The 25070-nt window shown below is 70.6% G+C and carries 25 protein-coding genes; 7 read left to right on the top strand and 18 right to left on the bottom strand.

The window, feature by feature from the left end:
* Positions 1-5: 5 nt before the first annotated feature.
* A complete protein-coding gene (locus tag AB0M73_RS04055) occupies positions 6-1220 on the top strand; it encodes a diguanylate cyclase (RefSeq protein ID WP_363886556.1) in 1215 nt (404 codons plus the stop codon).
* Between the two features lie 79 nt (positions 1221-1299).
* Here AB0M73_RS04055 and AB0M73_RS04050 read toward each other — a convergent pair whose 3' ends face one another.
* Positions 1300-2436 (bottom strand): AI-2E family transporter, encoded by a 1137-nt coding sequence (locus AB0M73_RS04050; protein ID WP_363886554.1) that lies wholly within the window; start codon positions 2434-2436, stop codon positions 1300-1302.
* Between the two features lie 200 nt (positions 2437-2636).
* On the opposite strand from AB0M73_RS04050, the gene AB0M73_RS04045 reads away from it, so the two are divergent.
* Complete coding sequence (locus AB0M73_RS04045; protein ID WP_363886553.1) at positions 2637-3521, top strand: hypothetical protein; 885 nt, start codon at positions 2637-2639, stop codon at positions 3519-3521.
* Positions 3522-3719: 198 nt separating this feature from the next.
* Positions 3720-7160, top strand: coding sequence for a chaplin family protein (locus AB0M73_RS04040; RefSeq protein WP_363886551.1), 3441 nt, complete (start codon positions 3720-3722; stop codon positions 7158-7160).
* 48 nt (positions 7161-7208) lie between these two features.
* Here AB0M73_RS04040 and AB0M73_RS04035 read toward each other — a convergent pair whose 3' ends face one another.
* Both AB0M73_RS04035 and AB0M73_RS04030 read right to left on the bottom strand, forming a co-directional pair.
* Positions 7209-8063, bottom strand: coding sequence for a GGDEF domain-containing protein (locus AB0M73_RS04035; protein WP_363886549.1), 855 nt, complete (start codon positions 8061-8063; stop codon positions 7209-7211).
* A gap of 108 nt (positions 8064-8171) precedes the next feature.
* A complete protein-coding gene (locus AB0M73_RS04030; protein WP_363886548.1) occupies positions 8172-9047 on the bottom strand; it encodes an exonuclease domain-containing protein in 876 nt (291 codons plus the stop codon).
* A 35-nt stretch (positions 9048-9082) separates the two neighbouring features.
* On the opposite strand from AB0M73_RS04030, the gene AB0M73_RS04025 reads away from it, so the two are divergent.
* Positions 9083-9376, top strand: coding sequence for a hypothetical protein (locus tag AB0M73_RS04025; RefSeq protein WP_043720572.1), 294 nt, complete (start codon positions 9083-9085; stop codon positions 9374-9376).
* Here AB0M73_RS04025 and AB0M73_RS04020 read toward each other — a convergent pair.
* Entirely contained in the window at positions 9363-9722 is a 360-nt protein-coding gene (locus AB0M73_RS04020; protein ID WP_052395447.1) for a DUF3224 domain-containing protein, read from the bottom strand. The genes AB0M73_RS04025 and AB0M73_RS04020 overlap by 14 nt on opposite strands.
* 30 nt (positions 9723-9752) lie before the next feature.
* The gene (locus AB0M73_RS04015; protein ID WP_363886545.1) at positions 9753-10700 is read right to left on the bottom strand and encodes a GlxA family transcriptional regulator; all 948 of its coding nucleotides are present in this window, start codon (positions 10698-10700) and stop codon (positions 9753-9755) included.
* 101 nt (positions 10701-10801) lie between these two features.
* Between AB0M73_RS04015 and AB0M73_RS04010 the strand changes: the two genes are divergently transcribed.
* Positions 10802-11491, top strand: coding sequence for a DJ-1/PfpI family protein (locus AB0M73_RS04010; protein WP_363886542.1), 690 nt, complete (start codon positions 10802-10804; stop codon positions 11489-11491).
* 9 nt (positions 11492-11500) lie between these two features.
* Positions 11501-12409 (top strand): oxidoreductase, encoded by a 909-nt coding sequence (locus tag AB0M73_RS04005; RefSeq protein ID WP_043720580.1) that lies wholly within the window; start codon positions 11501-11503, stop codon positions 12407-12409.
* Here AB0M73_RS04005 and AB0M73_RS04000 read toward each other — a convergent pair.
* From AB0M73_RS04000 to AB0M73_RS03975, 6 genes are all read right to left on the bottom strand, one after another.
* Positions 12390-12764: a VOC family protein gene (locus tag AB0M73_RS04000; protein WP_363886539.1), complete on the bottom strand. Its 375-nt coding sequence runs from the start codon at positions 12762-12764 to the stop codon at positions 12390-12392. The genes AB0M73_RS04005 and AB0M73_RS04000 overlap by 20 nt on opposite strands.
* Positions 12765-12895: 131 nt before the next feature.
* Positions 12896-13735: a class I SAM-dependent methyltransferase gene (locus tag AB0M73_RS03995; RefSeq protein WP_363886537.1), complete on the bottom strand. Its 840-nt coding sequence runs from the start codon at positions 13733-13735 to the stop codon at positions 12896-12898.
* Positions 13732-14070, bottom strand: a complete 339-nt coding sequence (locus AB0M73_RS03990) for a VOC family protein (protein ID WP_363886535.1) — start codon at positions 14068-14070, stop codon at positions 13732-13734. The genes AB0M73_RS03995 and AB0M73_RS03990 overlap by 4 nt, the downstream gene beginning before the upstream one ends.
* Positions 14067-14237, bottom strand: coding sequence for a ribbon-helix-helix protein, CopG family (locus tag AB0M73_RS03985; RefSeq protein WP_363886533.1), 171 nt, complete (start codon positions 14235-14237; stop codon positions 14067-14069). Before AB0M73_RS03985 ends, AB0M73_RS03990 begins: the two co-directional genes overlap by 4 nt.
* 41 nt (positions 14238-14278) lie before the next feature.
* A complete protein-coding gene (locus AB0M73_RS03980; protein ID WP_363886531.1) occupies positions 14279-15382 on the bottom strand; it encodes a serine hydrolase domain-containing protein in 1104 nt (367 codons plus the stop codon).
* Between the two features lie 16 nt (positions 15383-15398).
* Positions 15399-15806, bottom strand: a complete 408-nt coding sequence (locus AB0M73_RS03975; protein ID WP_363886528.1) for a DUF4345 domain-containing protein — start codon at positions 15804-15806, stop codon at positions 15399-15401.
* A gap of 87 nt (positions 15807-15893) precedes the next feature.
* On the opposite strand from AB0M73_RS03975, the gene AB0M73_RS03970 reads away from it, so the two are divergent.
* Complete coding sequence (locus AB0M73_RS03970; protein WP_363886525.1) at positions 15894-16487, top strand: TetR/AcrR family transcriptional regulator; 594 nt, start codon at positions 15894-15896, stop codon at positions 16485-16487.
* Here the strand turns inward: AB0M73_RS03970 and AB0M73_RS03965 are convergent.
* From AB0M73_RS03965 to dnaB, 7 genes are all read right to left on the bottom strand, one after another.
* Positions 16471-17664 (bottom strand): cytochrome P450, encoded by a 1194-nt coding sequence (locus AB0M73_RS03965; RefSeq protein ID WP_363886522.1) that lies wholly within the window; start codon positions 17662-17664, stop codon positions 16471-16473. The genes AB0M73_RS03970 and AB0M73_RS03965 overlap by 17 nt on opposite strands.
* Complete coding sequence (locus AB0M73_RS03960) at positions 17661-18851, bottom strand: cytochrome P450 (RefSeq protein WP_363886519.1); 1191 nt, start codon at positions 18849-18851, stop codon at positions 17661-17663. Before AB0M73_RS03960 ends, AB0M73_RS03965 begins: the two co-directional genes overlap by 4 nt.
* Before the next feature lie 14 nt (positions 18852-18865).
* Positions 18866-19666, bottom strand: a complete 801-nt coding sequence (locus tag AB0M73_RS03955) for an ABC transporter permease (RefSeq protein ID WP_363886517.1) — start codon at positions 19664-19666, stop codon at positions 18866-18868.
* Positions 19663-20604, bottom strand: a complete 942-nt coding sequence (locus tag AB0M73_RS03950; protein WP_363886515.1) for an ATP-binding cassette domain-containing protein — start codon at positions 20602-20604, stop codon at positions 19663-19665. The genes AB0M73_RS03955 and AB0M73_RS03950 overlap by 4 nt, the downstream gene beginning before the upstream one ends.
* A 27-nt stretch (positions 20605-20631) precedes the next feature.
* Complete coding sequence (locus AB0M73_RS03945; protein ID WP_363886513.1) at positions 20632-21477, bottom strand: DUF4097 family beta strand repeat-containing protein; 846 nt, start codon at positions 21475-21477, stop codon at positions 20632-20634.
* 73 nt (positions 21478-21550) lie between these two features.
* Entirely contained in the window at positions 21551-22075 is a 525-nt protein-coding gene (locus AB0M73_RS03940; protein ID WP_363886512.1) for a YlcI/YnfO family protein, read from the bottom strand.
* 276 nt (positions 22076-22351) lie between these two features.
* Positions 22352-24853, bottom strand: coding sequence for a replicative DNA helicase (dnaB, locus tag AB0M73_RS03935; RefSeq protein WP_363886889.1), 2502 nt, complete (start codon positions 24851-24853; stop codon positions 22352-22354).
* Positions 24854-25070 lie beyond the last annotated feature (217 nt).

Raw genomic sequence — 25070 nt, 5'->3', positions numbered from 1 at the left:
ATCGGGTGACGAACGGACTCGTAGTGCGTGACTGGTCGATGTGGACCCTGCCGAGGCCCGCGTTGGTCTACTGGATCGCAGTGGACCTCGCCGCGCTGGTCGTCGGCGGCTACGTCCTGGCCGCGACCGCCCCGCCCACCCTGGAGGACCTCGGCCGGTTCGGCGCGATCGCGGGCACCGGCCTGGTGGTCGTGGTCATCACGGCGATCGCCACGCAGCTGTCCAACGAGACCCGGCGCAATCCGTGGGCGCTGCACATCTGCTACCTGTCGGCCGGCCTGCTGATGTTGCCGCCGAACCTGACACTGCTGCTCCTGCTCGGCCCCGCCCTCTACGGCGTTCTCGGCCCGGGACCGGAGGCCCATCGCTGGCTGTTCACGCTGGCCGCGACCACCTTGTCGGTGTTCGCCACCCGTGCCGCGCTCGGCTGGACTCGGCCGAGCTGGGACTTCGGCATGCTCGTGCTCGGCGGCATCGTGCTGCTGACGACCCGGGCCGTGCTGGTGGCGGTCGGCCTGCGGCTGCGGGCCCCGTCGGCCGGCTCCGACGAGGTGTTCGGCGAGCCGATCGACGTGGTGCTGGGCATCGTGGCCGCGAGCACCGGCGCGTTGATGGCGGTGTCGGTGCTGACCGACCCGATCCGGGCGCTGTTGGCCGGGCCGCCGATGTTCCTGCTGGAGCGGGCCGCGCAGCTGCCGCAGTGGCGGCGCTCGGCCCAGCGGGACGCCAAGACCGGGCTGTCCAACGCCGTGCACTGGGACCTCCAGGCCCGTGACGAGCTGGCCAAGGCTTCGTCGCGGCAGCGGCCGGTCGCGATGATGCTGCTGGACCTCGACCACTTCAAGCGGGTCAACGACCGGGTCGGGCACCTGGCCGGGGACGCGGCGTTGGCCGCGGTCGCCCGTGAGCTGAGGGTCAGCGTGCGCCATGGGGACCTGGTCGGGCGGTTCGGCGGCGAGGAGTTCGTGGTGCTGATGCCCGACACCGGGCCCGGCGTCGCCGAGTCGGTGGCCGAACGGGTCCGGCACGCCATCTCGCTGCTGCGGGTGGCGACCACCGCCGCCGACGGCCACGCCCACGTGCTGAGCGGCCTCACCGTCAGCATCGGAGTGTCCACTTCGGACCGTTACGGCTACGACGTGTCCACGCTGCTGGTGGCGGCCGATTCGGCGCTGCTGTCGGCCAAGGGCTACGGCCGCAACCTGGTCGCCATGGCGTGACATGCGGCGCGTTCCGCGCGGGGCGAGCTCGCTCCAGAGACCGGCGCGACCTCGCGCCTAGCCGAGTTGGCGGCGCCGTCTATTTGGAGGTTCCCGGCTCCACCTTGGGCGGCCGCGTCGGGTCCACTTCGGACGGATCGACGCCCTGGTCGTGCAGCAGCGATCGGATGCCGGAGTTCAGCACGGCCAGGATCGGCACCGACATCAGCGCGCCGGCGATGCCGCCGAAGGTGAAGCCGGCCGCGATCACCAGCACCACGGCCAGCGGGTGCAGCTGCACGGCCCGGCCCAGCAGCAGCGGCTGCAGGATGTGGCTCTCCAGCTGCATCACCAGGATCACGATGCCCAGCACGACCAGCGCCCAGATGAAGCCCTTGGCCACCAGGGCCACCAGCACCGCGACGCTGCCGGCGATGACCGCGCCGATGATCGGGATGAACGCGCCGAGGAACACCAGCGCGGCCAGCGGCACGGCCAGCGGCACGCCGATGATGCCGATGCCGACGCCGATGCCGACCGCGTCCACCACCGCCACCGCGGCGGTGGCCCGCACGTAGCGGACCAGCGAGGCGAAGCCGCGGCGGCCGGCCACGTCCACCCGCGGCCGCACGTCGGCCGGGATGATCCGGACCAGGAACGACCAGATGCCGCCGCCGTCGTGCAGGAAGAAGATCGTGGTGAACAGCACCAGCAGCACGCCGGTGAGCACTTCGGCCAGGCTGGCCGCGGTGCTCAGCGCGCTGGTGGTGATGGTCAGCTGGTTGTCCTGGATCAGCTTGATGATCTGGTTGGGCAGGTCGGTGAGCTGGGCCGGGGACAGGTGCAGCGGCGGCCCCTGCAGCCAGGTCTGGATGGTCTTCACCGAGTCGGCCACCTGCTTCTGCAGGTCGGGAAGGCCGCCGACGAACGCGCTGATCACGCCGTAGAGCACGCCGCCGACCACCGCGATGCCGCCGACCACGACCAGCGCGGTGGCCACCCCGCGCGGGACGTTCCAGCGCACCAGCTGGGCCACCGCCGGCGCGAGCAGCGCGGCCAGCAGCAGCGCGATGGCCACCGGGATGATCACCACCGCCAGGTAGCCGACCACCCACGAGATGAGCCAGACGGCGCCGGCCACGGCCAGCAGCCGCCAGCTCAGCGCGGCGCTGACCCGCAGCACCTTGGGCACGGACTGGCTGACGTCCTCGGGACGGCCTGGCCGGGGCGAAGTCACACGATCACCGTAGTCGGGTGGCGGTGGTTAGGCACTGTTCACACGTTCAGGGGATCTTGCGGCGTCAAGGGTGCGCGGCCGGTCCGAAACTGACAATCTCTCGGCGTCGACATCACGGATGCCTCTCGCGTCCCTTCACCGATGACGACGTTTCCCCAGGCGAGCGGAAGAGGATCTTCATTTTGTCGACGGACGGGCACGTGACCACGGGGGGCAGCCGGCTACGCCGCGCACTCACCCGGGCACTGCTGACCGTCGGCGGCGCGGCGGGCCTGACGGCCGCCGCGTGGTGCCTCTCCACCGCCTGCGCGTCCGCGGGAACCCTCGGCGACCACATCGTGGTCAACCCGGTGAACCACGCGGTCGCCACGCACGGCCACTCGCCGGAAACCGCATCAGCGGACAACGGGGTGCACGAGATGGCCCGCGCGGTCGCGACCGCCAGCAAGCCGACCGTGGGTTCGCTCGCCGACGAGCACCAGACCGTGGCGAGTGGGGCGAGCCTGCCCTCCTCCGCCGAATTCGACCGGTTCGCCCACCAGGTCCAGGACGACTTCGTCCAGGTGGGGCGGCACGTGGCAACTCCTGCCCCGTCCGCCCTGGTGGGGGACTCGGTTTCCCTGGTGCGCCACGTGGTCCAGTTCCCGCTGGCCACGCTGCCGGTGCGGCTGCCGATCTCGGTGATCGGCGAGCTCTCCGGCGCGTCCACGACGACCGACGGCAGGCAGCAGTCCGCCTCCCCGACCGGGCTCGACCCGGCCGGCGCGGCCGGCTCCGACCTGCACTCGTCCTTCGTCGGCGCGCCTGCCGCCACCGCGCTCAACGCGCGGCACCCGTTGCCGCCGTACCGGAGCTCGGACCTGTCCGGCCCGAGGAACTCCACGCCGATGCCGGCCCTGCCCGCCCAGGCACCGCCGGCCCCGTGCTGCTTCGGAACGGGAGGCTTCGGCTCGGCCGGCGTCCCCAACCCCGAGCAGCTTCCCTTCGGCTCCACCCTCGGCGCCGCTGCGCACTGGTCCGTCGTGGCCACCTCGCAGTCGGTGTCCGTGTTGACCGGCAAGCAAGCCGGCATCACGCCTGACTGATTCCCGCGCGCGGCTGGCGGTCGCAGGGCTTTGAGGCCCGCACCGTTTTCGGTCCGTGCGCATTCTTCTGCGCTCGTCCAGCCGCGCTGACGACCCGGGATGCATCTCCCCCTCAGCTAGGTGCATCCCACTTCCCCGGGTGGCCGTTGCCCCCGGCCACCCGTTAGCCCCGCAAGGGACGAACCCCAAGGAGAAGTAATGCAGACGTGGGCGAAGCGCGGACTACAAGCCGCGCTCCTCACCGGTGGCTTCATCGCCGTCGGCACCGGCATCGCCAACGCCTCCGCGGCCCAGCCGGCTCACCCGCTGGGTGTTCCCGCCGCGGACCTGGTCGACGTCAACGTCAAGGTGCCGATCCACGAGGCCAACAACCAGCTGGGCACCGTGCTCGGCAAGACGGACCTGCCGGCCGTCAGCCACACCGTGAGCACCCGCGAGCTCACGGGCAAGCTGGCTCCGCACCCGCTGGCCACGCAGGCCAAGAACATCCCCGTCGCCGTGCCGCAGAACATCAGCCGGGGCAACACCATCCCGCTCGACGTGTGCGTTCCGGTCGACATCTCCGGCAACGCCATCGGCGCCACCGGCGACGCCGCGACGTTCAACCGCTCGAAGGTCGGCTGCGAGGCCGAGTCGGTCACCCAGACCGACGGCAAGCGCGGCTCGATCGCCGGCAACATCATCGGCGTCGACTACGGCCTGCCGATCCAGCTGGACAACAACGCGATCGCCGCCGCCGGCAACGCGTTCGCCGCCGGCACCGCCGACGCGATGACCGAGACCGGCACCACGCCGTTCATCACCAACGGCGAGCGCGGCACGTTGGCCGGCAACATCGTCGACGCCGCCCTGGGCACCCCGGTCCAGGTGACCGGCAACGCCGTGGGCGTCGGCGGCAACTCGAACACCGTCAACAAGGCCAGCACCGACGTCGCCACCGGCGGCTCGCTGCAGAGCACCGGCAACGGCGGCACGTTGGCCGGCAACCTGATCGGCGTGCCCCTGGGCCTGCCGGTCGAGGCCAACGGCAACGCGATCTCGTGGGTCGGCAACGCCGACGCCAAGAACCACAGCACCGGCGCCGTGCAGGCCGGCGACACCCAGGACGGGTTCTACGCGCTGACCGCGGGCGACCCGAGCACCGTGTCGGGCAACATCGTCCAGGCGCCGATCGTCAGCAAGGTCCTGGTGGCCGGCAACGCCGTCTCCTGGATCGGCAACACCACGGCGCTGGGCGCCACCGAGAACGACCTGAAGTCCGGCGGCATGGCCGGCACGACCGGTGTGAAGTCCACCGGCTCGGGCAACATCGTCGACCCCGAGGTCGCGCTGCCCGTCGAGGTCTTCGGCGACGGCGTCACCTGGATCGGCACCGCCGAGGCCGCTGACATCAACAAGGTCACGGCGCTGGCCGGCGGCAACACCTACACCGACGGCGACAAGTCCACCCTGGGCGGCAACGACGTCGTCGCGCCGATCGCCGGCGCGGTCGACGCGTTCGGCTCGGCCGGCTCGCTGATCGGCAACGCCAGCGGCACCGCCGGCAACGACTCCTCGGTCGTCGACGGCGGCTACAACGGCACGCTCGGCAACGGCGGGGTCGTCGGCGGCAACATCGCCGCCGTGCCCGTGGCCATCCCGGCCGAGATCTTCGGCGCCGGCGCCTCGCTGGCCGGCAACGCCGACGGTCTGTCCAAGGAGGTCAAGGACGTCGAGGCCGGCGACAAGACCAACACCAACGACGACCGCGGCACGGTCAGCAGCAACATCGCCTCGGTGCCGGTCACCGCGCCGGTGCAGCTGTTCGGTGACGCGGCCGGCCTGGTCGCCAACGTCACCGGTGGCGCGCAGTCGCAGACCACCACCACGGCCGGCCACGACGTCGAGGCCGTGGGCGACAAGGGCAGCGCGTCCGGCAACGCCGCGCAGGTCCCGGTCTCGCTGCCCACGCAGCTGTTCGGCGACACCGCCACCCTGGTCGGCAACGGCGACGCGATCGCCAAGGGTGTCACCAGCTCCACCGCCGGCGGCGACGTCGACGCGTCGGGCAAGGGCGGCGCGCTGACCGGCAACATCGCCGATGTGCCGGTGGCCGGCGCGGTGCAGGCCTTCGGGGCTGCCATCGCCGGCGCGGGCGTGGACAACGCCACCGCCGCCAACCTGACCAGCTCCAACGCCGGTGGCACGGACATCACCAACGGCTGGGGCGGCTCGTTCGCCGGCAACGTCGCGCAGGTGCCGCTGGCGCCGGTCGCGGGCGTGCTGGGTGACACCGTCACCGCCGCGGGCGTGGGCAACTCCGTCGCCGACAACAAGGTGTTCGACACCGCCGGCAAGGACGTCCTGACCAACGGGTCCGAGGCCGCGGTCTCCGGCAACGTGGCCAAGGTGCCCGCCGCCGCGACCGCGCAGGTGCTGGGCGACGCCGTGACCCTGGGCGGCATCGCCAACGCGCTGGCCCACAGCTACACCGACCCGTCGGCCGGTGGCGACACCAACACCTCCGGCAAGCTGGGCTCGGTCGCCGGCAACGTCGCGCAGGTGCCGGCCGCGGCCAACGCGCAGGTGCTGTCCGACTCCGTCGGCGCCCTGGGCAACGCCGCCAACGAGACCACCTCGTGGACCGGCAACTTCGCCGGCGGCGACACCCACACCACCGGCATGTTCGGCGCCATCTCGGGCAACCTCGCCCAGGTGCCGGCCATCGCCAACGCCGAGGTCCTCGACGACGCCGTCGGCGCGGGTGGCCTGGCGTTCGACAAGAGCTCGACCTCGGTGATCAACACCGCCGGTGGCGAGGCCGACACCTCGGGCGTGTTCGGCTCGGTGGCCGGCAACCTGGCCTCGGTGCCGGTCGTGGCCGACGCGCAGGTGGCGCAGGACGCCGTCTCCGCCGCGGGCCAGGCGTACCACGCGGGCGCCAACAAGGTCGTCGACCTCGCCGGTGGCGACGTCAAGACCAACGGCACCGCCGGTTCCATCTCCGGCGACCTGCTCCAGGTCCCGGTGGCCGCGATCGCCGGTGTGTTCACCGACGCCGTGACCGTCGGCGGCATCTCGGCCACCAAGGGCGTCAACGTCACCGACGTGGCCTCGGGCGGCAGCCAGTCCACCGCCGGCGTGACCAAGAAGCTGTCGGGCCTGAACGGCCACCTGCCGATCGGCGCCCTGGTGCAGGTCTTCGACGTGCCGGTGGAGGTGTTCGGCACCGCGCTCGCGCACGGCGCCAACGTGACCTCCGCGGTGGTCGGCGAGGAGAAGCCCGCCCTGGACCTGCCGATCACCAGCCGTGGCCTGATGGGCGCCCGCGAGCTGCCGTCCCTGCCGGTGCTGTCGGCGCTGCCGACCACCGCGGGCCTGCCGCTGGCCGGCCTGGGCGTGGACAGCCTCATGGGTCTGACCAGCCTGGTTCCCCTGGGTGGCGCGCTGCCGGGTCTGCCCGCGCAGGAGCGCGACCTGCCGTCGCTGTCGGGTGTGCTGCCGACCGACAACCTGATCCCGGGTGCGCACCTGGCGCAGCTGCCCGCCCTCAAGGGCGTGCAGGTGCAGCCGAACCTGGCCGGTGGCGCTCGCGCGCTGCCCGGCCAGGAGCTGCTGGGTGACCTGGGCTCGATGACCGAGGGCCTGCACCTCGGCTGAGCTCGTTGAATAAAAGGAACCCCCGGGCAGCCAGCCCGGGGGTTCCTTTCATGCGGTGCGCAGTCTCTTCTCGACGAGCCCGATCACGGTGTGCGCGGCGGCCGAGCCGTCGCTGGTGGCCCAGCTGATCCGCACCTTCGGATGCAGGCGGACCTTGCCGACGAGCACCGCCCGCTGGGTCAACTCCCGTACCCGCGCGGCGATCGGCTCGCCCGTGCCGCACGGATGCTCGGCCACCACCGCGAACTCGTCGCCGCCGTAGCGGGCCACGGTGTGATCGTCGCGCAGGCCCTGGCGCAGCCGCCCGGCCAACACGGTCAGCAGCCCGTCGCCGACGTCGAAGCCGTGCTCGGTGTTGACCTCCGCCAGCTTGCGCACGTCCACCAGCACGAACGTGCTCAGCGAGCCGTTGGTGCGGGACCGGGTCAGCGACTGCTCCAAGCGATCCAGCAGCAGCGCCCGGCTGGGCAGCCCGGTCAGCGGATCGATCAGACCGCGGCTGTGCGGCACGTCGGTGTGCACCGGCTGGAGCAAGGTCAGCACGCTCGGCCGGCCGCGATGGCTCACCGCGTGGAAGTCGGCCCACAGCCGCGAGCCGGCGACCCCGTTGCGCACCACCACCATCGGCACGGCCAGCCGCCCGTTGCCCCGCAACACCTGCGCGGCCAGCTCGGCGCCCTGCGGCAGCGGGGCGCCGGAGTCGTCGCAGACCTGCCAGCCCTCGGGCCGGCGGTTGCGGAGCAGATCGGCCCGGCTGAGCCCGAGCAGATGCCCGGCCAGGCTGTTGGCGGCCAGCACTGCCCCATGTTCGTCCTGTAGCAGCACCCCGACGGGAAGCTCGGACACCAGCTCGTCCCAGACCGTCCCGGTGGTCGCCGGCGCCGCCGTGTCCACGGCACTCATCCGCCTCGCACCTTCCTGGAGCAGGGAGGTTTCGTCCAAGAGCCTGCCCCCGAGGTGGCTTCTTAACAAGGGGCCCGATCCACCCGTACCGGTGATCTTTGGCCGGTTTCAGGTGATCAGCGTCTCGAACAGGTCGGCCGACACGATGGGCACGCCGTACCGGCGGGCGGCTCGGGCCTTGGTGGACATGGTTTCCGGGTCCGCGGCGACCAGCAGCGCGGTCTGCTTTGTGACATAGCCCGCATTGACCCGCAGTCCCGCCGCGACTGCCCGTTCGACCAGCTCAGCGCGGGGAAGATCGGTCTGTCCGGTGAACACCACGAGGTCCCCGATGCGCAGTGAGGGAACCTCACCTGTCGGTGTCGGCGGCACCCAGCTGCCGCGCCGGTACTCGGCGACCTCGTCCGGCGGCAGCGTCGGCCAGGGCCAGGTTGACGCGGCGGCAAGGAGATCCGTCCACGGCTCGGGTCGGCCGGCGCGGCTCAGGTAGTGCGTGAGGAGCCCGGCGGCGGCGTGGGCGTCGTCCAACGCCGAGTGTGCATCTCGCAGATCGACACCGGCCGCATCGCAACTGGCCTTGAGCGATCGTCCGTTGCGCTGCGGGAGATAGGCGGCGCCCAGCGCCATCGTGCACAGGCCGAACTCGGCCGCCACCGGCACCGGCAGGCCCAGCCGGTCGAACTCGGCGGCGAGGAAGCGCGCGTCGAACGACAGGTTGTGCGCCACCATGACCCGGCCGGCCAGCCGGGCCGCCAGCGCCCCCGCCACCTGCGCGAAGGACGGCGCGCGGCGGGCATCCCCTGCGCTGATCCGGTGAATGTGCTGGGGCCCGAGATCGCGGCCGGGGTTGACCACGGTGCACCACTCGTCGGTGATCACGCCGGTCCGGTCCACCCCCACCACGGCCACTTCGACCACTCGATCACGGCCGTTGGCCGCGAATCCCGTCGTCTCGACGTCAACGACCGCATAGCCATCCGGCACGCGGCGACGTTACTAGCTGTGCCACGATGGCCCACGTGAGGTGGCTCGAAGCGTCGACGCCGTGGCTGATCGCGGTGATCGTGTTCTGGGTGGCGGCCGGGCTCTTCGAGTTCCTGCTGATCCGCCCGCGCGAGAAGACGGCGTTGGAGGGCAAGGGCTGTCCCTACTGCGGCACGCCGTGGAACGGGCTCAAGGCGTGCGCCAACTGCGGCCGCGATCTCGTCCGCGAGCAGAACCACGTCGTCACCCGGGTGCTGTTCACGCTCGGCGCGCTGGCCACCGGCCCGGTGATCGGCATCGTCGTCGTGCACCTGCTCACCGGGAAGTGATGGTGTACGGCACCTCCTGGCTCGGGCCGCTCTTGTAGGTCCCGGTGGCCACGACGTCGTTGTCGAGGCGGACCTCGAAGGCCGACTCGATGCCGCCGGCGTCGAAGGTTCCCTTGTGCGCCAACACATAACTGCCGGGCTTGTCGTCGAAGGAGCCGGTCAGCAGCTCGTAGGCGACGAACGTGCCGGTGCCGTCGGGTCGGTAGTGCAACAGGATCTGGGCCTTGCTCTCGCCGGTCAGCGGGCCTTCGTAGACGAAGTCCACGTCGGCGCGCGCGACCTTGGGGCCGCCTTCCGCCTCGACGACGACCTTCTCATCCCATGTGGTGTATCGGAACGTGCTCATGGGACCAGCCTGGCAGCTGTACCTGACAGATCATGTCAGGTTTCGGTAGCGGGACGGTGGGATTCCGTACTGGCCGACGAAGGCCTGCCGCAGCGTCTCGGCCGAGCCGAAGCCGCAGCGCCGGGCGATCGCCGCCAGCGGCAGCGCGGTCGAGGTGAGCAGCCGGGCGGCGGCCTCGGCCCTGGTCTCCCGCACGTACCTGGCCGGCGGGCGGCCGATGTGGTCGAGGAACAGCCGGGTCAGGTGGCGCTCGCTGACGCCGGCCCGATCGGCCAGCGCGGTGGCGCCGAGGTCGTGGTCGAGGTGGGCGGCGATGTGCGTGACCAGCTTGCGCACCACCGAGTTCTCCGGCGCGGGGGCCTGCACGTACATGCTGACCTGGGCCTGGTTTCCCGGCCGCTGGAGGTAGGTCACCAGGCTGCGGGCGACCGAGCGGGCCAGCCCCGCGCCGTTGTCCTCCTCGACGAAGGCCAGCGACAGGTCGAGCGCGCTCGTCACGCCCGCGGCCGTGTAGACGTTGCCGTCCTTGATGTACAAGGGTTTCGCGTCGACCTCGATGAGCGGATAACGCTCCTGCAGGGCGCGGGCGACGAACCAGTGCGTGGTGCAGCGGCGGCCGTCGAGCAGGCCGGCCGCGGCCAGCACGCTCGCGCCCGAGCAGACCGAGGACACACGGCGACTTTCTCGGGCGAGCCGTCGGACATGCGCCACCAGCACCGGATCGGCGGCGGCGAGCTCGTGCCCGAGCCCACCCGACACGACGATCGTGTCCAGCGGGCCGGTGATCCGCTCCAGCGCGTGCTGTCCGGCCAGGACCAGACCCGAGCCGCTGCTGGCCGGCTGCGCGCCGAGCGTGGCGAACTCGATCGAGTACTGCGGATTCGCGCCGTGCCGGTTGGCCGTGTCGAAGGTGTCGGCCACGCAGGCCACGTCGAGCAGCTCCACCTCCGGGTAGCCGACGATCACGATCCTGCGCATGCGGGCGACGATACCCGTCCGAAAGACAGGGATACCAGGATTCAGGACAGGGCTCCCGGACATGATTGCCGGCCTTCGCGGCACGGACCAGCCTCAAGGCCATGAAGGACATCGCGTTCGTGCTCTACCCGGGCTTCACGCTGCTGGACATGGCCGGCCCGCTCCAGGTGCTGAGCGCGCTGCCCTCCTTCGACCCCGAGTACCGGGTCGTGGTGCTCGGCGAGGACAAGGCGCCGGCGCCCACCGACACCCCGCTCGGTGTCGCCGCCAGCCACACCTTCGACGAGGTGCCCGCGCCCTACGCGGTGTTCCTGCCGGGCGGCGGCGTGCCGACCATGGCCGCGATGGGCGACGAGAAGCTGCTCGGACGCGTCCGGGACATGGCCGCCCACGCCGAGATCATCGGCTCGGTCTGCACCGGCTCGCTCATCCTCGGCGCCGCCGGCCTGCTGGAGGGCCGCCGCGCCACCACGCACTGGATGTGCCGTGACCTGCTGGCCAAGTTCGGCGCGACGCCCGTGGCCGAGCGCTGGGTGCGTGACGGCAACGTGCTGACCGGGGCCGGGGTCTCCGCCGGCATCGACCTGGCCCTGCACCTCGTGCAGGAGCTGGCCGGCGAGGAGATCGCCCGCCAGGTGCAGCTGATGATCGAGTACGACCCGCAGCCGCCGCTGGGCGGCATCGAGTGGGCCGGCGTGGACATCGCCGCCCGGCGGCCGCTGGTCGACAGCTGGCTGCGCACGGGACTCGCCGACAATCCGAAGCTGCTCGGCGAGCTGATCGGCTCGTAGTGTTGGGCCATGACCAGGTGGACCACGGCCGACATGCCCGACCAGACCGGGCGCGTCGCCGTGGTGACCGGGGCCAACACCGGGGTCGGCCTGGCCACCGCCCGCGCGCTGGCCAAGGCCGGGGCCACCGTGGTGCTGGCCTGCCGTGACCAGGCGCGGGCCGACGCCGCGGCCGCCGAGACCGGCGGCGAGCCGGTGCTGCTCGACCTGGCCTCGCTGGCCTCGGTGCGGGCCGGCGCGGAGCGGATCGTCGCCGAGCACGCCCGCGTCGACCTGCTGATCAACAACGCCGGCGTGATGATGACGCCGCGCGACCGCACCCAGGACGGCTTCGAGCTCCAGGTCGGCATCAACCACCTCGGCCACTTCGCGCTCACCGGCCTGCTGCTGCCGGCGATGCTGCCGGTGGCCGGGTCGCGCATCGTCACCGTGTCCAGCAACGCCCACCGGGCCGGCGAGATCAACTTCGAGGACCTGAACTCCCGCGACCGCTACCGCCCGATCGCCGCCTACGCCCAGTCCAAGCTGGCCAACCTCCTGTTCGCCTACGAACTCCAGCGGCGGTTGACCGCGGCCAAGGCCCGGCCCATCTCCGTCGCGGTGCACCCCGGCTCGGCCCGCACCGAACTGGCCCGGGAGAACCCGCGCGTGGTGCAGTGGCTGCTGGCCTCGCCGCTGATGTCGTGGATGATGCAGGACAGCGACCAGGCGGCGCTGCCGTCGCTGCGGGCCGCCACCGATCCCGCCGTGCGCGGCGGCGACTACTACGGGCCCGACGGGTGGAACGGGTTCAAGGGACAGCCCGTCCGCACCGCGTCGGCCCCGCGGTCACACGACCCGGGTGTGGCGCGCCGGCTCTGGGAGAAGTCGGAGCGCCTGACCAGCGTGGTCTACCGGTTCACAGATACGGCTGGGTGAGCAGCTCGATGCCGTGCCCGGCCGGGTCGGAGAAGTACACACCGCGGCCGCCGTGATTGGTGTTGATCTCGTCGGGCTGCTTCTGGAACGGATCGGCCCAGGTCTGCACGCCGTTGTCGAGCAGCCGCTGCCGGGCCCGGTCGAACAGCTCGTCGTCGACCAGGAAGGCGTAGTGGTGCATCTGGATGTCCACCGGCGGCTCGGCGAACTGCAGCAGCACGCCGTCGTGCAGCTGGATGTTGGTGAACGGGCCCCAGGACGGCGCCTCGGGCACCTCGAGCAGCTCACGGTAGAACCGGGCCGAGACCTCGCGGTCCCTGGCCGGGATGATGGTGTGGTTGAACGTCGCTGGCATACGGATGCTCGCTTTCGCTTGTGGTCTCTGCGGATCGGGGTTGTCGTCCCCGATCGGGAGGTCCACGCGAGCGCCCGGTCAGCGATCCACCGGATCGCCTATCCGTGAATGGCCCATGGCCGGTCCGGTGATCACGTCGTCACTGTAGCTCGTTCTCCGGTGGTGGCAACCAGATAATCCTCGCCCGTGGAGGGCTTGAAGCCATCCGGCCGGTCCCTGAAGTACCGGTCCACGATCTGTTGCCCGGACACGTGTTCCACCGTGGCGAAGCCGGCCGCGGTGGCCATCGCCGCCATTTCCTCCGGACGGTAGAAGCTGACGAACGGGGTGCTCGATCTGGCCGCACCCTGGGCCGACATGGCCCGCCCGGGACGGTCCTGTTCGGCCACCAAGTCCAATTCCAGCAGGTACGTCATGACGAGGGTAGATCCCGGCGCGAGCGTGGCGACCTTGGCCAGCGTGGCCGCCGTCGCCTCCTTCGTCAGGTACATCGACACGCCGGTCGACGCCACGACCGCCGGCATGCCCGGGTCGAAACCGTTGTCCACCAAGCGTTGCAGCCAGTCGTCGCCCGCCTCGAAGTCGACCGGGACCCAGTGCGGGGCCGGATGACCGAGCTCGTCCAGCCGCTTGCGTTTCCACGCCTGGGTTTCCGGCTGGTCGATCTCGAAGACCTGTCGTTCCCCCTGGTGGCGTTGGGCGAACGAGTCCAGGCCCGCCCCGAGGATCACGTACTGCTCGGACTCGTGCCCCGCGACCAGGTCCTCGACGAAGCGCGCCCGGCCGACGACCGAGCCGCGAAACCCGGCCGTGGCCTGGGGATCCATGTCCGGTCGTTGCCGCCAGTCCGGGCCGGGATCGGCCAGTTCCAGGCCGATGGTGTCCACGAAGACGGGCGGCGGCTGGTCGAACTCGACGTGGAGCGCCCGCCACAGCGCCACCCGGATCGCGGTGTTGTCCGGCTCGGTCATGTCGTCGGCGCCTGCAGCGTCCAGGTCCGGCCGTCCGGGTCGCGGACCACCATTTCCCTGGTGCCGTAATGGGTGTCCTCGAACGGCGTGACCACCTCGACCGACGGGTCGAGCTGCACCTTCGACTCGTCGGGGACCTTCAGCACCAGCTGCAGGCCGGGCTCCCGGTTGGGCACCTCGGCCACGAACACGTGCGGGCCGTCGCCGTTGCGTAGCTGCCCCGAGTTGTGGTCGGTCTCGAAGTCCAGCTGGAACCCCAGCGACTGCAGGAACTTCGCGGTCCGGCCCCAGTTGTGCGTGGTCAGGTAGACCGCGTCGATGCCGTCGGTGGTCATGCCGATCCCTCCCCTTCGGATTGGTGTCCGTGGGTGTCGAGGTAGGCGCGCAGCGCGTCGGCGACCAGCGCCGACAGCGAGAGACCCTCCTCGACGGCGTGGTGCTTGACCTGCTTGATCAGCTCGACCGGCAGGTACACGTTGAACTGCTTGACGTCCTCACCCACGGCTAGAATGCTAGCATTCTAGCCGTGGGTCGTGAAGACCCTCAGCCCGCGTAGGTCGCCATGATCAGGCCGAGTCCCCGTTCGTCGCCGGTGGTCGTGCCGGCCATCCGGTTCATCGCGTACGCCACCGAGATGTGGGCATCCATGTCAATCAAGGCCAGCGCGCCGCCGTAGCCACCCCAGTAGATGGTGTTGGCATTGGGCAGAAAACCGCCGTTGACGGCAAAGCCGAGACCCCACCGGATCCGCATCGGCAGCACCAGGTCCGTGCCCTCGACCTGCACCTCCAGCGCCCGCCGACATCCCGCCTCGGACAGCAGCCGCTTGCCCTTGGTGACACCGCCGTTGGCCAGCAGGGCATGGATCTCGGCGATCGACCGAGCGTTGCCGGTGCCGTTGGCCGCCGGGATCTCCGCGCCCCGCCACTCCCGCGTGCGGGTGATCTCCACCGTCAGGTCGGGATTCCTGGCCGCGTTGGCCTGGAGCTCGGTGACGTCGGAGTCGAAGGGCGAGCCCTCCGGCGGCGGGATCAGGTCCGCCACCCGGCCGTCCTCCGACACCGGCAGTCCGATGTGGAAGTCGGCGCCCAGCGGCTCGGCGATCTCCTCCCGGAACACCGTGCCCAGCGTCCGCCCGGTGATCCGGCGGACCACCTCCCCGACCAGGTAGCCCTGGGTCGCCGCGTGATAGCCCGACGCCGAGCCCGGCTCCCAGAACGGCTCCTGCGCGGCCAGCAGCGCCGTCGCCTTCTCCCAGTCGTAGAGGTCGGCCGGCTCGATGGGCTCACGCCAGCCGGACAGGCCGGCGGAGTGGCTCATCAGGTGGCTGACCCTGACGTTCTCCTTGCCGGCCGCGGCGAACTCCGGCCAGTACTTGGCCACCGGGGCGTCGAAGTCCAGCTCGCCCCGGTCGGCCAGCAGCAGCGCCGTGAGCGCCGTCATCGTCTTGGTCACCGAGTAGACGTTGACGATCGTGTCCCGGTCCCACGGCCGGGTCCGCTGCTCGTCGGCGAACCCGCCCCACAGGTCCACCACCGTCTCGCCCTCGACGGTGACGCAGACCGACGCGCCCACCTCGTCGTTGGCCTCGAACGCCGCTCGCACCGCCGCGTAGTCGTCAGCGGCGAATCCCTCGCTCTTCAGCACATCGCGCAGTGTCGGCCTACGCGGTCGCTTCACTCCAACGGTTTTCGGCCTGCCGCTCGTCGGCCGTGGCCAGCAGTAGGTAGATCGGCGGAAGGGCCACCTCAAGGGCGGCCAGCACGAGCTGGAACCACTGCGGCGGGCCGTACACCGCCAGCGAGATCAGCCGGCCGGCCGCGCCGAGCCAGAAGATGCCGGCCAGCCAGCGGACGGTGGTGGCGCGGATCGGCTTCTGCCGCGCGGCCCAGACCCACAGCAGGCCGTAGCCGATGAACATCGCGGCGTAGAACCGCTCCCGGCTGTCCACGGTGGCCCCGGCGTCCCACTCGCCGGGCACCGAGACGATGCCCAGCGTGAAGTGGACGACGCCGATCGCCACGTTGGTGAAACCCATGAGCAGCAGGAGGATTTTGAGCAGCTTGGGCACAACGGTCACCCCGGTCCCGTTAGTAGACACGTATCTACTAACGGGACGGTACGGCGGTGGTGCACACGTGTCAACTAGCATTCCGGGGTGCCCCCGAGACGTCGGCTCGACCCGACCCAGCGCCGCGCCGAACTGGTCGCCGTGGGCGCGGAGCTGTTCGCCGCCCGGCCCTACGACGAGGTGCTGATGGAGGAGGTCGCCGCGCGCGCCGGCGTCTCCCGGGCCCTGCTGTACAAGCACTTCCCGTCCAAGCGGGACCTTTTCGAGGCCGTGTACCGCAAGGCGGCCGAAGTGCTGCTGGTCGAGACCGAGTTCGACTCGACCACCCCGGTGATCGAGCAGGTGGCCGCCGGGCTCGACACCCACTTCGACTACTTCGTCGCCAACCGCAACACGGTGCTGGCGGCCAACCGCACCCTGGCTGGCGACCCGGTGATCCAGGCCGTGATCAACGAGGAGCTGGCGGCCCTGCGGCAACGGATCATCAACGCGTCCGGCCTGTCCCCGGACTCACTGGGCCTGGTGTCCGCGGCGCTGGCCGGCTGGCTGGTGTTCGTGCGCGTTGTCTGCGTGGAATGGCTTGTGCACCAAGCCTTCTCCCGGGACGAGCTGCGCCAGATGTGCGTCGGAGCGCTGCTCGGGGCCCTGAGCGGGGCCACGGATCTCAGCGATCCCAGGTGACCGGCAGCTCGTGCACGCCGTAGATCGTCATGTCGGTGCGCAGCCGCACCTCGTCGACCGGGACGGCCATCCGCAGCGACGGGAAACGACGCAGCAGCCCCTCGAACCCGGCCCGCATCTCGATGCGCGCCAGCTGCTGGCCCAGGCACTGGTGCACGCCGTGGCCGAAGGCCATCTGACCTCGGGCCTTGCGGTGCACGTCCAGCTCGTCGGCGTCGTCGAAACGCCGGGGGTCGCGGTTGGCGGCCAGCAGCGACACGACCACGGTCGAACCCTCGGTGATCGTCTCCCCGGCGATCTCGATGTCCTCGACGGCGTAACGGAAGAACAGGTCGACCACCGACAGGTGCCGCAGCAGTTCCTCGACGGCGTCGGGCAGCAGCTCGGGGGCGGCCCGCAGCTCGGCCAGCTGATCGGGGTGCTCCAGCAGCGCGAAAGTGCCCAGCGCCACCATGTTCGCGGTGGTCTCGTGGCCGGCGAACAGCAGCAGGAAGGCGATCCCGACCAGTTCCTCGACGCTCAGTTCCTCGTCGCGGGCCAGGTCGGACAGGATGTCCTCGCCGGGCTCGGCCCGCTTGCCGGTGACCAGTTCGCCCAGGTACGTGGTCATCGCGGTGTAGGCAGCGATCTTCGTTTCCAGTTCCTGGTCCTTGACCAGGAACTGGGTGGAGTTGGCCTGGAACGTCTCCCGGTCGGCGTAGGGGACCCCGAGCAGCTCGCAGATCACCAGCGAGGGCACCGGCGTCGCGAACTCCCTGACCAGGTCCACCGGCGGGGTCAGGTTCGCCAGCGAATCCAGCTGCTGCTCGACGATCTCGGCGACGCGCTCCTCCAGCGCCTTCATCCGCCGCACGGTGAAAGCCCCGATCAGCTTGCGCCGCAACCGGGAGTGGTCCGGCGGGTCCATCGAGATGAACAGGCCCGGCACCTGCGGCGACGGCTCGTTCGACACGGGCATGCCCGGCGCCTCCCACGGCACGTGGATCGGCCCGATGTCCTGCCGCGAGCTGAAGCGGACGTCGGCCAGCACCTGGCGGACCTCGTCGTAGCCGGTGACCACCCAGCCCTCGTGGCCGTCCGGGAAGACCAGCGGGCTGACCGGGCGGGTCTCCCGTAACCGGGAGATGCCGCGGGGCGGGTCGAACGGGCCGGCGTCGCGGTTCATGGGCAGGCTCATCGGGTTTCCTCCCAGCTGACGGGCAGGCTCTGCACGCCGTAGATGCTCTGGTGACCGGGCCGCAGGGTCGGCTCGCCGGCCAGCCGCAGCGTGGGAAATGCCGTGAACAGCGCGGGCATGGACACCCGCATCTCGACGCGGGCCAGCTGCTGCCCGAGGCACTGGTGGATGCCGTGCCCGAAGGTGAGGTGGCCGATGGCGCTGCGCGTCAGGTCCAGCTCGTCGGGATTGTCGAAGCGCAGCGGATCGCGGTTGGCGGCCTGGAGCGACAGGGTGACGGTCTCCCCCGCCCTGATCACCTGGCCGCCGATCTCCACGTCCTCCAGCGCGGTCCGCACGTTGGTGTGGGTGATGGTCAGATACCGCAGCAGTTCCTCGACGGCGGCGTCGGGATCGTTGAGCAGCAAGGGAATCTGCTCCGGCTGGCGCAGGAGCACGTAGCTGCCGAGCGCGATCTGGTTGGCGGTGGTGTCGAGCCCGGCGGCCAGCAGCAGGCTCCCGACGCCGGCGAGTTCCTCGTCGGTGAGGTCGGTGGCGGTCAGGTCGCTGAACAGGTCGTCGGTCGGCTCGGCCCGCTTGGCCACGACCAGCTGGCCCACGTACTCCTGCAACTTCACGATGCCCTCGTACCGCTCCTCCGCCGGGGCGTCGGCGGAGAACAGCAGCGTCACGTAGCGCTGAAAGGTGTCGCGGTCCTCGTAGGGCACGCCGAGCAGCTCGCAGATCATCACCGCCGGCACGGGGTGGGCGAAGGCCTCGACCAGATCCACCTCCGGCCCCAGCTCCCGCATGGCCGCCAGATGCTCGGCCGTCACCTGGGCCACGCGTTCGGTCAGCTGGCGCATCCGGCGAACGGTGAAGCTGCCGACCAGCAGCTTGCGGAAGCGGGTGTGCTCCGGGGCGTCGATGCCGGTCATGTCGCCGACCGCCGCCGGCGGCATCTCGGGCAACTCGTCCATGCCGGGCATCCGGTAGGGCATGCGCAGCAGCTCCTGCCGTGAGCTGAAGCGCTGGTCGGCCAGCACGGTGCGGGCCTCGGCGAAACCGGTGACCACCCAGCCCTCGTGCCCGCCGGGATAGGTCATCCGGGCGACCGGCTCCTCGGCACGCAGCTCGGTCAGGGCCGCGGGCGGGTCGAACGGGCAGCCGGCCGGTCGGGCCAGCGGAAACTCGGTGAGATGCGACATCTTCCGTCCCCCTGTCAGTGAGCGTATTCGCGATTGAACAGACGCTTGGACCACAGATAGCCGCCGAGGGCGATGATGGCCGACCAGCCCAGCGCGAGCCACAGGTTGCCGCCGAGCGGCCTGTCCATCAGCAGGGCGCGCAGGGTTTCGATGATCGGCGTGAACGGCTGGTACTCGGCGAACCAGCGCAGCGCGGTGGGCATCGAGTCGGTGGGCACGAACCCGCTGCCGAGGAATGGCAGCAGCAGCAACGGCATCGGCAGGTTGCTCGCCGTCTCGACGCTCTTGCTGACCTGGCCCAGCGCGACGGCCAGCCACACCAGCGCGAACGTCACGACGATGAGGAAACCGGCGGTGGCCAGCCATCCTGCGAAGCTCGCGGCCGGATGGAAGCCGACGAGCAGGGCCACCCCGATCACCACCGACAGGCAGAGCACCGCCTGGATCAGGCTGCCGAGCACGTGCCCGGTCAGCACGGAGACGCGGGCGATGTGCATGGTGCGGAAGCGGGCGATCACCCCCTCGGTCATGTCCATCGCGATGGAGATCGCGGTCCCCTGCACCACCGAGGTGATGGTCATGAAGATGATCGCCGGCGCCACGTAGTCGACGTACGACGAGCGGTCGCCGCCGAGGCCGGCGCCGAGCGTGCCGCCGAAGACGTACACGAACAGCAGCAGGAAGATGACCGGCATCCCGATCAGCATCACCGTCAGCGACGGGTACCGCAGCATGTGCTTGAGGTTGCGGCGCAACATGGTCGCCGAATCGCGCAGTGGGTGGAACCGCAGGTCGGGTGCGGCGAGCGTGCTCATCGGACGGTCACCTTCTCGTTCTTGGTGGTGCCGGTCAGGGCCAGGAAGACGTCGTCGAGATCGGGCGTGTGCACGGACAGCTCCTCGACCTCGACGGCCCGCCCGTCCAGGCGGTCGATGAGCGTCTTGAGCGAGCGGAGGCTGCCGTCGCTCGGCACCCGCAGCGCCAGCGCGTCAGTGTCCCGGGTGGCGTCGCCCAGCAGGCCCATGGCCGTGTCCAGGTTGTTGGGATCGGCGAAGCGCAGACGGATGTGGCCGCCGGGAATGCGACGCTTGAGCTCGTCGGCTGTCCCCTCGGCGACGAGTTTTCCGTTGTCCAGCACCGCGATCCGGTCGGCCAGCTCGTCGGCCTCCTCCAGGTACTGCGTGGTCAGGAAGATCGTCACGCCGCCGGCCACCAGGTCCCGCACGATCTGCCACATGTTGCGGCGGCTGCGCGGATCCAACCCAGTCGTCGGCTCGTCCAGGAAGATCACCCTCGGGCTGCCGACCAGCGTCATGGCCAGGTCCAGCCGGCGCCGCATGCCGCCGGAGTAGGTGGACGCCGCCTTGCGCCCGGCCTCCACCAGGTCGAACTGCTCCAACAGCTCGGTCGCCCGGCGGCGGCCGTCACGGCGGGCCAGGTGGTTCAGATCGGCCATGAGGAGCAGGTTCTCCTCGCCGGTGAGCAGGTTGTCCACCGCCGAGAACTGGCCGGTGACGCCGATCGCGGCCCGCACCGCGTCCGGCTCACGGGTCAGGTCGTGGCCGTCGATCCGGGCCTGCCCGGCATCGGCGTTGATCAGCGTGGACAGGATGCGGACGGTGGTGGTCTTGCCGGCGCCGTTGGCCCCCAGCAAGGAGAAGACGGTGCCGCGCGGCACGTCCAGGTCCAGACCGTCCAGCACGACGTGGTCGCCGTAGGACTTGCGCAGTCCGGTGACGGAGATGGCCGACATGAGTCCCCCTCAGGATCTCTTCGGAGCTCAGGAGCGGTGGATGGTGATGGTGCCCATCGAGGTGTTGGCCCGGACCTCGACGGTCTCGTCCGAGTCCTCGGGGCTGGCGGCGTTGTCCAGCTGGTTGCGCACCTGCCCGAAGGAGGTGTTCACGTCCAGCCAGGCCGCGGTGCCGGCGGCGATGCCGATCTCCAGGTCGCCCATGGAGGTGCCCAGCACGACCGAGCCGCGGGCCACCTCGCCGACCTGGATGTTGCCGTTGGAGGTCTTCGCGTCCACGCTGCTGCCGGCGCGCTCCAGCCCGATGGCGCCGTTGGACGCGCGCACCCGCACCGTGCCGTCGGCCGTGCCGATCTCGGTGTCACCGTTGGAGTTCTTGACCTCCAGCGCGCCCTTGACCTCGCCCAGCTGGATCTTGCCGGAGCTGGAGTGGACGTCGGCGTTGCCGCCGACACTGCCCACGGTGACGTTGCCGATCGACGTGTGCAGCACGACCGCGCCGGTGCGCTCCAACCGGATGCTGCCGGCCGAGGTCTTGAACTCGCAGCGCCCCAGGCGGCCGGTGCCGTTCAGATTGCCCACCGACACGTCGCCGTGCAGGCTGGAGCCGGCCGGCAGCTCGATGGTCACGTCGACCGAGCGGGTCTTGCGGGAGAAGTCGAACATGCGGCCCTTCGGCCCGACCACCTGGAGCGCGCCGTTGGCGTAGTCGACCCGGACCCGCTGTGCGGCCTCCACGTCCGACTCGTCGGACGGCGCGCTCGGCTGCACGTCGACGACGGTGTCGGTGCGGTCGCCGGCGATGATCTGGACCTGCCCGACGCTCAGTTCGATGGTGACGGAGATGGGCTCGGGCGTGGCGAAAGTAGGCATGGCTGTCCCCTTGAAGTGTGTCTGTGAACCGTCTCCGCAGGTCAGAGACGTGTGGATGAAATGCGGTGCGGCGTCAGCGAACCCAGCCGGTGATGCGCTGGGCGGTGTTGACGGTGGAGCCGCGCGGCGCCGGTGGGCGCTGGCGGTCGGTGCGCTGAAGGCCGGCCGAGGCGGCCCGGACCAGCCAGGCGTTGACCGAGCGGCCCTCCTTGGCGGCGGCTTCTTCGATCGCCGTCTTCAGCGCCTCGGGCAGCCGCACGTTGATGCGCGAGCTGGGGCCGTCCTCGGAGATCGGCACGCTCCCCTCTGCCGTGCCGATCTCCTCGGGCTCCTGGTGGGTGGTGTCGGCGACCCGCTCGGGCACCGACACCACGAACTGCGGGTCTCGGCCGCGCAGGCGCAACTCCACCGAGCCCGGCGCCAGTTCGCTGGTGATCTCGTCGCTGGCGGCCGACAGGGTCTCCAGCAGGGTCATCCGGATCGCCGACTCCAGCGAGCCGGTCAGGCGCTCGACCAACGCACGAGCTTCCTCGCCGTTGGCCTCGGCCAGCGTCGCGAATTCGCGTCCGAGGTTGCTGACGTACGTCGTGAGGTCCATGGCACCACTATGGCACACGCGTGGCACCACTGCAAGCCATCTTGGCTCAGTTTGGCACCAGCGTGGCACCGTTCGTGCTGGCTGGATGGTGGTCGTGTGCCGTTCTGGCAGGTCAAGTGGTATTTATGGCCGGGTGCCGCCCGGCCGGTCGACGGTGCCAAGATGGCACCACCATGTGCTGGGCCGGCCCCCGGTGGCATCACCTTGGCTCAGGGGGCATAGCTGGTCCCGCGGCCTGATCCACGAAGCGGTCCTGGACCCGGCCGGTGCTTCGGCTCAGCCCTGGGCGAGGTCGGCGAAGCGGCTGTAGTGCAGCTGGTGGGCCACGGTGATCGTCGCCGTCGGGCCGGCACGGTGCTTGGCCAGGATCAGGTCCGCCTCGCCCGCGCGAGGGTCGTCCCGCTCCCAGGCGTCCGGCCGGTTGATCAGGATGACCGCGTCCGCGTCCTGCTCCAGGGAGCCGGACTCACGCAGGTCGGACAGCATCGGCCGCTTGTCGGTGCGCTGCTCGGGACCACGGTTGAGCTGACTGATCGCGATCACCGGCACCTCCAGCTCCTTGGCCATCAGCTTCAGGTGCCGGGAGAACTCCGAGACCTCCTGCTGCCGGGACTCGGTGCGCTTGCCCGAGGTCATCAGCTGGAGGTAGTCCACCACGATCAGCCGCAGGTCGTTGCGCTGCTTCAGCCGCCGCGCCTTGGCCCGGATCTCCATCATCGTCAGGTTCGGCGAGTCGTCCACGAACAGCGGCGCCTCGCTGATCTCGCTCATCCGCCGTGCCAGCCGCGTCCAGTCGTCATCGGTCATCCGCCCACCGCGCATGTCGCCCAGCCGGATCTTGGCCTCGGCCGACAGCATGCGCATGACGATCTCGGTCTTGCTCATCTCCAGCGAGAAGATGCAGCTGGCCAGCCCGTTGCGAATCGAGCACGACCGGGCGAAATCCAGCCCCAAGGTCGAGTTGTGCGTCGGAATCATCGACCGGCCGGCCAAGTACAGGTGCTCCAGGTTGTCCACCTCGACGCATCGCACCGGCACGCTGTCCAGCGGCCGCACGTCGACGATGTACCGGGAGCCGGTCCGGACCGTGCCCGTGGTCCTGCGCCGCTCCTTGTGCACAAGGCGCTTGCGCTCCAGCCGGAACACGTCGTCTTCGGTGCCGAACGTGATCGCGTAGGAGATCGACGATTCCTCGCTACGCCCACGCACCTGCTTCGTGGTCATCGTGCTGCGGTAGCCGAGGCTCGTGACGAGCTCGTGGACGCAGTCGGCCAGCCGCTTGTTGGTGACCGCGAACTGAACGCTGCCACCAGTGGTGACGGTGCCGTCCGTGTCGAGCAGACCGGCTAGCAACGCCCGCCGCTGCCACGGCGACGCACGCAGGTATTCGGCCGGAATGTGCTTGTCGCCGAGCACTCCGAGCGTGCGGAGCATTGCCTGGACGGTGCCATGGTGATTGCGGCACCGCTGGCACTGCGCCAGGCCACACGACGGCTCGCCGCAGTCGACGCATGTCGGCGCCGGCACGGCCGCTGAGACGAACTCCCGGGCTGGAATGCCTTCACGGGCCGGCAGCCGCAGGCTGTATCGGAGGTCACCGCGCGGAATCACATTGAGGCCCTCCGCCTCGATGTGCCAGGCGATCTCCGGGTCGGCGGTGGTGAACCGGGACGAGCCCGATTGTCCGCCGCCAAGCCAAACGCCGAAGGTGTATGGCGGCAGCAGCAACTCCTGCTCGGGCAGGTCTAGCGGCTTTGCATTGGTCACCGAGTGGTTCAGCCGGCCGTCCGCGGTGGCGCAGCGCAGCGTGGCGGCAATCTCCTCGGTCGTCCGGATCGCGGCGAAGGTCCGCTGGTTGCGGTGCCGGTTGTAGCCGGTGGCCGCCTGCTGAGCCGAACGCCTTGAGGCCCTGGTCTCGGTCAGCCACTGGTGCTGGGCATCTGCGACGATCACGCTGCCGTCGGAGAACTCGACCTCGTAGCACGGCCGACCGCGCATCACCTCGGTCGCCGCGACCACGCGGGTCGGTCGGCCGGCGGCGTCGATCAGCTCGTCACCGACCCGGACCTCACCCATGGTGGTCCAACCGGACGGGGTCGCCAACGGGGTGTCCAGGGCCAGTGCCTTGCCGACGCCGGGCCGGGCCGCGACGATGATCATCTGGCCGGGGTGCAGGCCGTTGGTGACGGCGTCGAGGTCGGTGAAGCCGGTGGGGATGCCCAGGGACTGGCCGCCGCGGGAGGCGATGGCGTCGATCTCGTCCATGGTCGGCTGGAGCATGTCCTCCAGCACCGAGTAGTCCTCGGACGTGCGGCGCTCGGTCACCTCGTAGATGGCGGCCTGGGCACGGTCGACGACCTCGTCGACGTCGGCCCCGTCGGCGCCGTTGTAGCCGAGCTGCACGATGCGGGTGCCGGCCTCGACCAGGCGGCGCAGGACGGCCTTCTCGGCGACGATCTCGGCGTAGTAGCTGGCGTTGGCCGCGGTGGGCACGGTGGCGATGAGGGTGTGCAGGTACGGCGCGCCGCCCACACGCATCAGCTCACCGCGGCGTTCGAGCTCGGCGGAGACGGTGATGGGGTCGGCGGGCTCGCCCCGGCCGTAGAGGTCGAGCACGCAGTCGTACACGGACTGGTGCGCGGGCCGGTAGAAGTCGTTGGGGCTGAGCACCTCGACGACGTCGGCGATGGCGTCCTTGCTCAGCAGCATGCCGCCGAGCACCGACTGCTCGGCGGCCAGGTCCTGGGGCGGCTGCCGTTCGAAGCCGGGCTCGCTCATGCCACGGTCGTCTGCCAACGCCACCGCGAACTCCCCAAGTTGAAGGTTGTCGTGCTCGTTTGTACCCAGCACCCCTGACAGTTCCGGGCGTGCACGCTAGGTCCCCCGTCCGGAGCAGGCAAACCAGCCTGTGGGTGCCGCTGTGGACAACCTGTGGACGGCCGTGCGGCAAGGGGGCACAGGCCGGTCGACGGCTGGGGACAAGTTGTGGACAACC

The sequence above is a fragment of the Kutzneria sp. NPDC051319 genome, from assembly GCF_040682195.1.
Classification (GTDB): domain Bacteria; phylum Actinomycetota; class Actinomycetes; order Mycobacteriales; family Pseudonocardiaceae; genus Kutzneria.
The sequence above is the reverse complement of the archived record's forward strand: the minus strand, read 5'-3'. Positions and strand labels throughout refer to the sequence as shown.

What these genes read in the sequence shown, in the direction of transcription:
- AB0M73_RS04040 (WP_363886551.1), top strand. Translation starts at nt 3,720, where the DNA reads ATGCAGACGTGGGCGAAGCGCGGACTACAAGCCGCGCTCCTCACCGGT.
- AB0M73_RS04035 (WP_363886549.1), bottom strand. Translation starts at nt 8,063, where the DNA reads ATGAGTGCCGTGGACACGGCGGCGCCGGCGACCACCGGGACGGTCTGG.
- AB0M73_RS04020 (WP_052395447.1), bottom strand. Translation starts at nt 9,722, where the DNA reads ATGAGCACGTTCCGATACACCACATGGGATGAGAAGGTCGTCGTCGAG.
- AB0M73_RS04015 (WP_363886545.1), bottom strand. Translation starts at nt 10,700, where the DNA reads ATGCGCAGGATCGTGATCGTCGGCTACCCGGAGGTGGAGCTGCTCGAC.
- AB0M73_RS04010 (WP_363886542.1), top strand. Translation starts at nt 10,802, where the DNA reads ATGAAGGACATCGCGTTCGTGCTCTACCCGGGCTTCACGCTGCTGGAC.
- AB0M73_RS04005 (WP_043720580.1), top strand. Translation starts at nt 11,501, where the DNA reads ATGACCAGGTGGACCACGGCCGACATGCCCGACCAGACCGGGCGCGTC.
- AB0M73_RS04000 (WP_363886539.1), bottom strand. Translation starts at nt 12,764, where the DNA reads ATGCCAGCGACGTTCAACCACACCATCATCCCGGCCAGGGACCGCGAG.
- AB0M73_RS03995 (WP_363886537.1), bottom strand. Translation starts at nt 13,735, where the DNA reads ATGACCGAGCCGGACAACACCGCGATCCGGGTGGCGCTGTGGCGGGCG.
- AB0M73_RS03990 (WP_363886535.1), bottom strand. Translation starts at nt 14,070, where the DNA reads ATGACCACCGACGGCATCGACGCGGTCTACCTGACCACGCACAACTGG.
- AB0M73_RS03965 (WP_363886522.1), bottom strand. Translation starts at nt 17,664, where the DNA reads ATGAGCCTGCCCATGAACCGCGACGCCGGCCCGTTCGACCCGCCCCGC.
- AB0M73_RS03960 (WP_363886519.1), bottom strand. Translation starts at nt 18,851, where the DNA reads ATGTCGCATCTCACCGAGTTTCCGCTGGCCCGACCGGCCGGCTGCCCG.
- AB0M73_RS03955 (WP_363886517.1), bottom strand. Translation starts at nt 19,666, where the DNA reads ATGAGCACGCTCGCCGCACCCGACCTGCGGTTCCACCCACTGCGCGAT.
- AB0M73_RS03950 (WP_363886515.1), bottom strand. Translation starts at nt 20,604, where the DNA reads ATGTCGGCCATCTCCGTCACCGGACTGCGCAAGTCCTACGGCGACCAC.
- AB0M73_RS03945 (WP_363886513.1), bottom strand. Translation starts at nt 21,477, where the DNA reads ATGCCTACTTTCGCCACGCCCGAGCCCATCTCCGTCACCATCGAACTG.
- AB0M73_RS03940 (WP_363886512.1), bottom strand. Translation starts at nt 22,075, where the DNA reads ATGGACCTCACGACGTACGTCAGCAACCTCGGACGCGAATTCGCGACG.
- dnaB (WP_363886889.1), bottom strand. Translation starts at nt 24,853, where the DNA reads ATGAGCGAGCCCGGCTTCGAACGGCAGCCGCCCCAGGACCTGGCCGCC.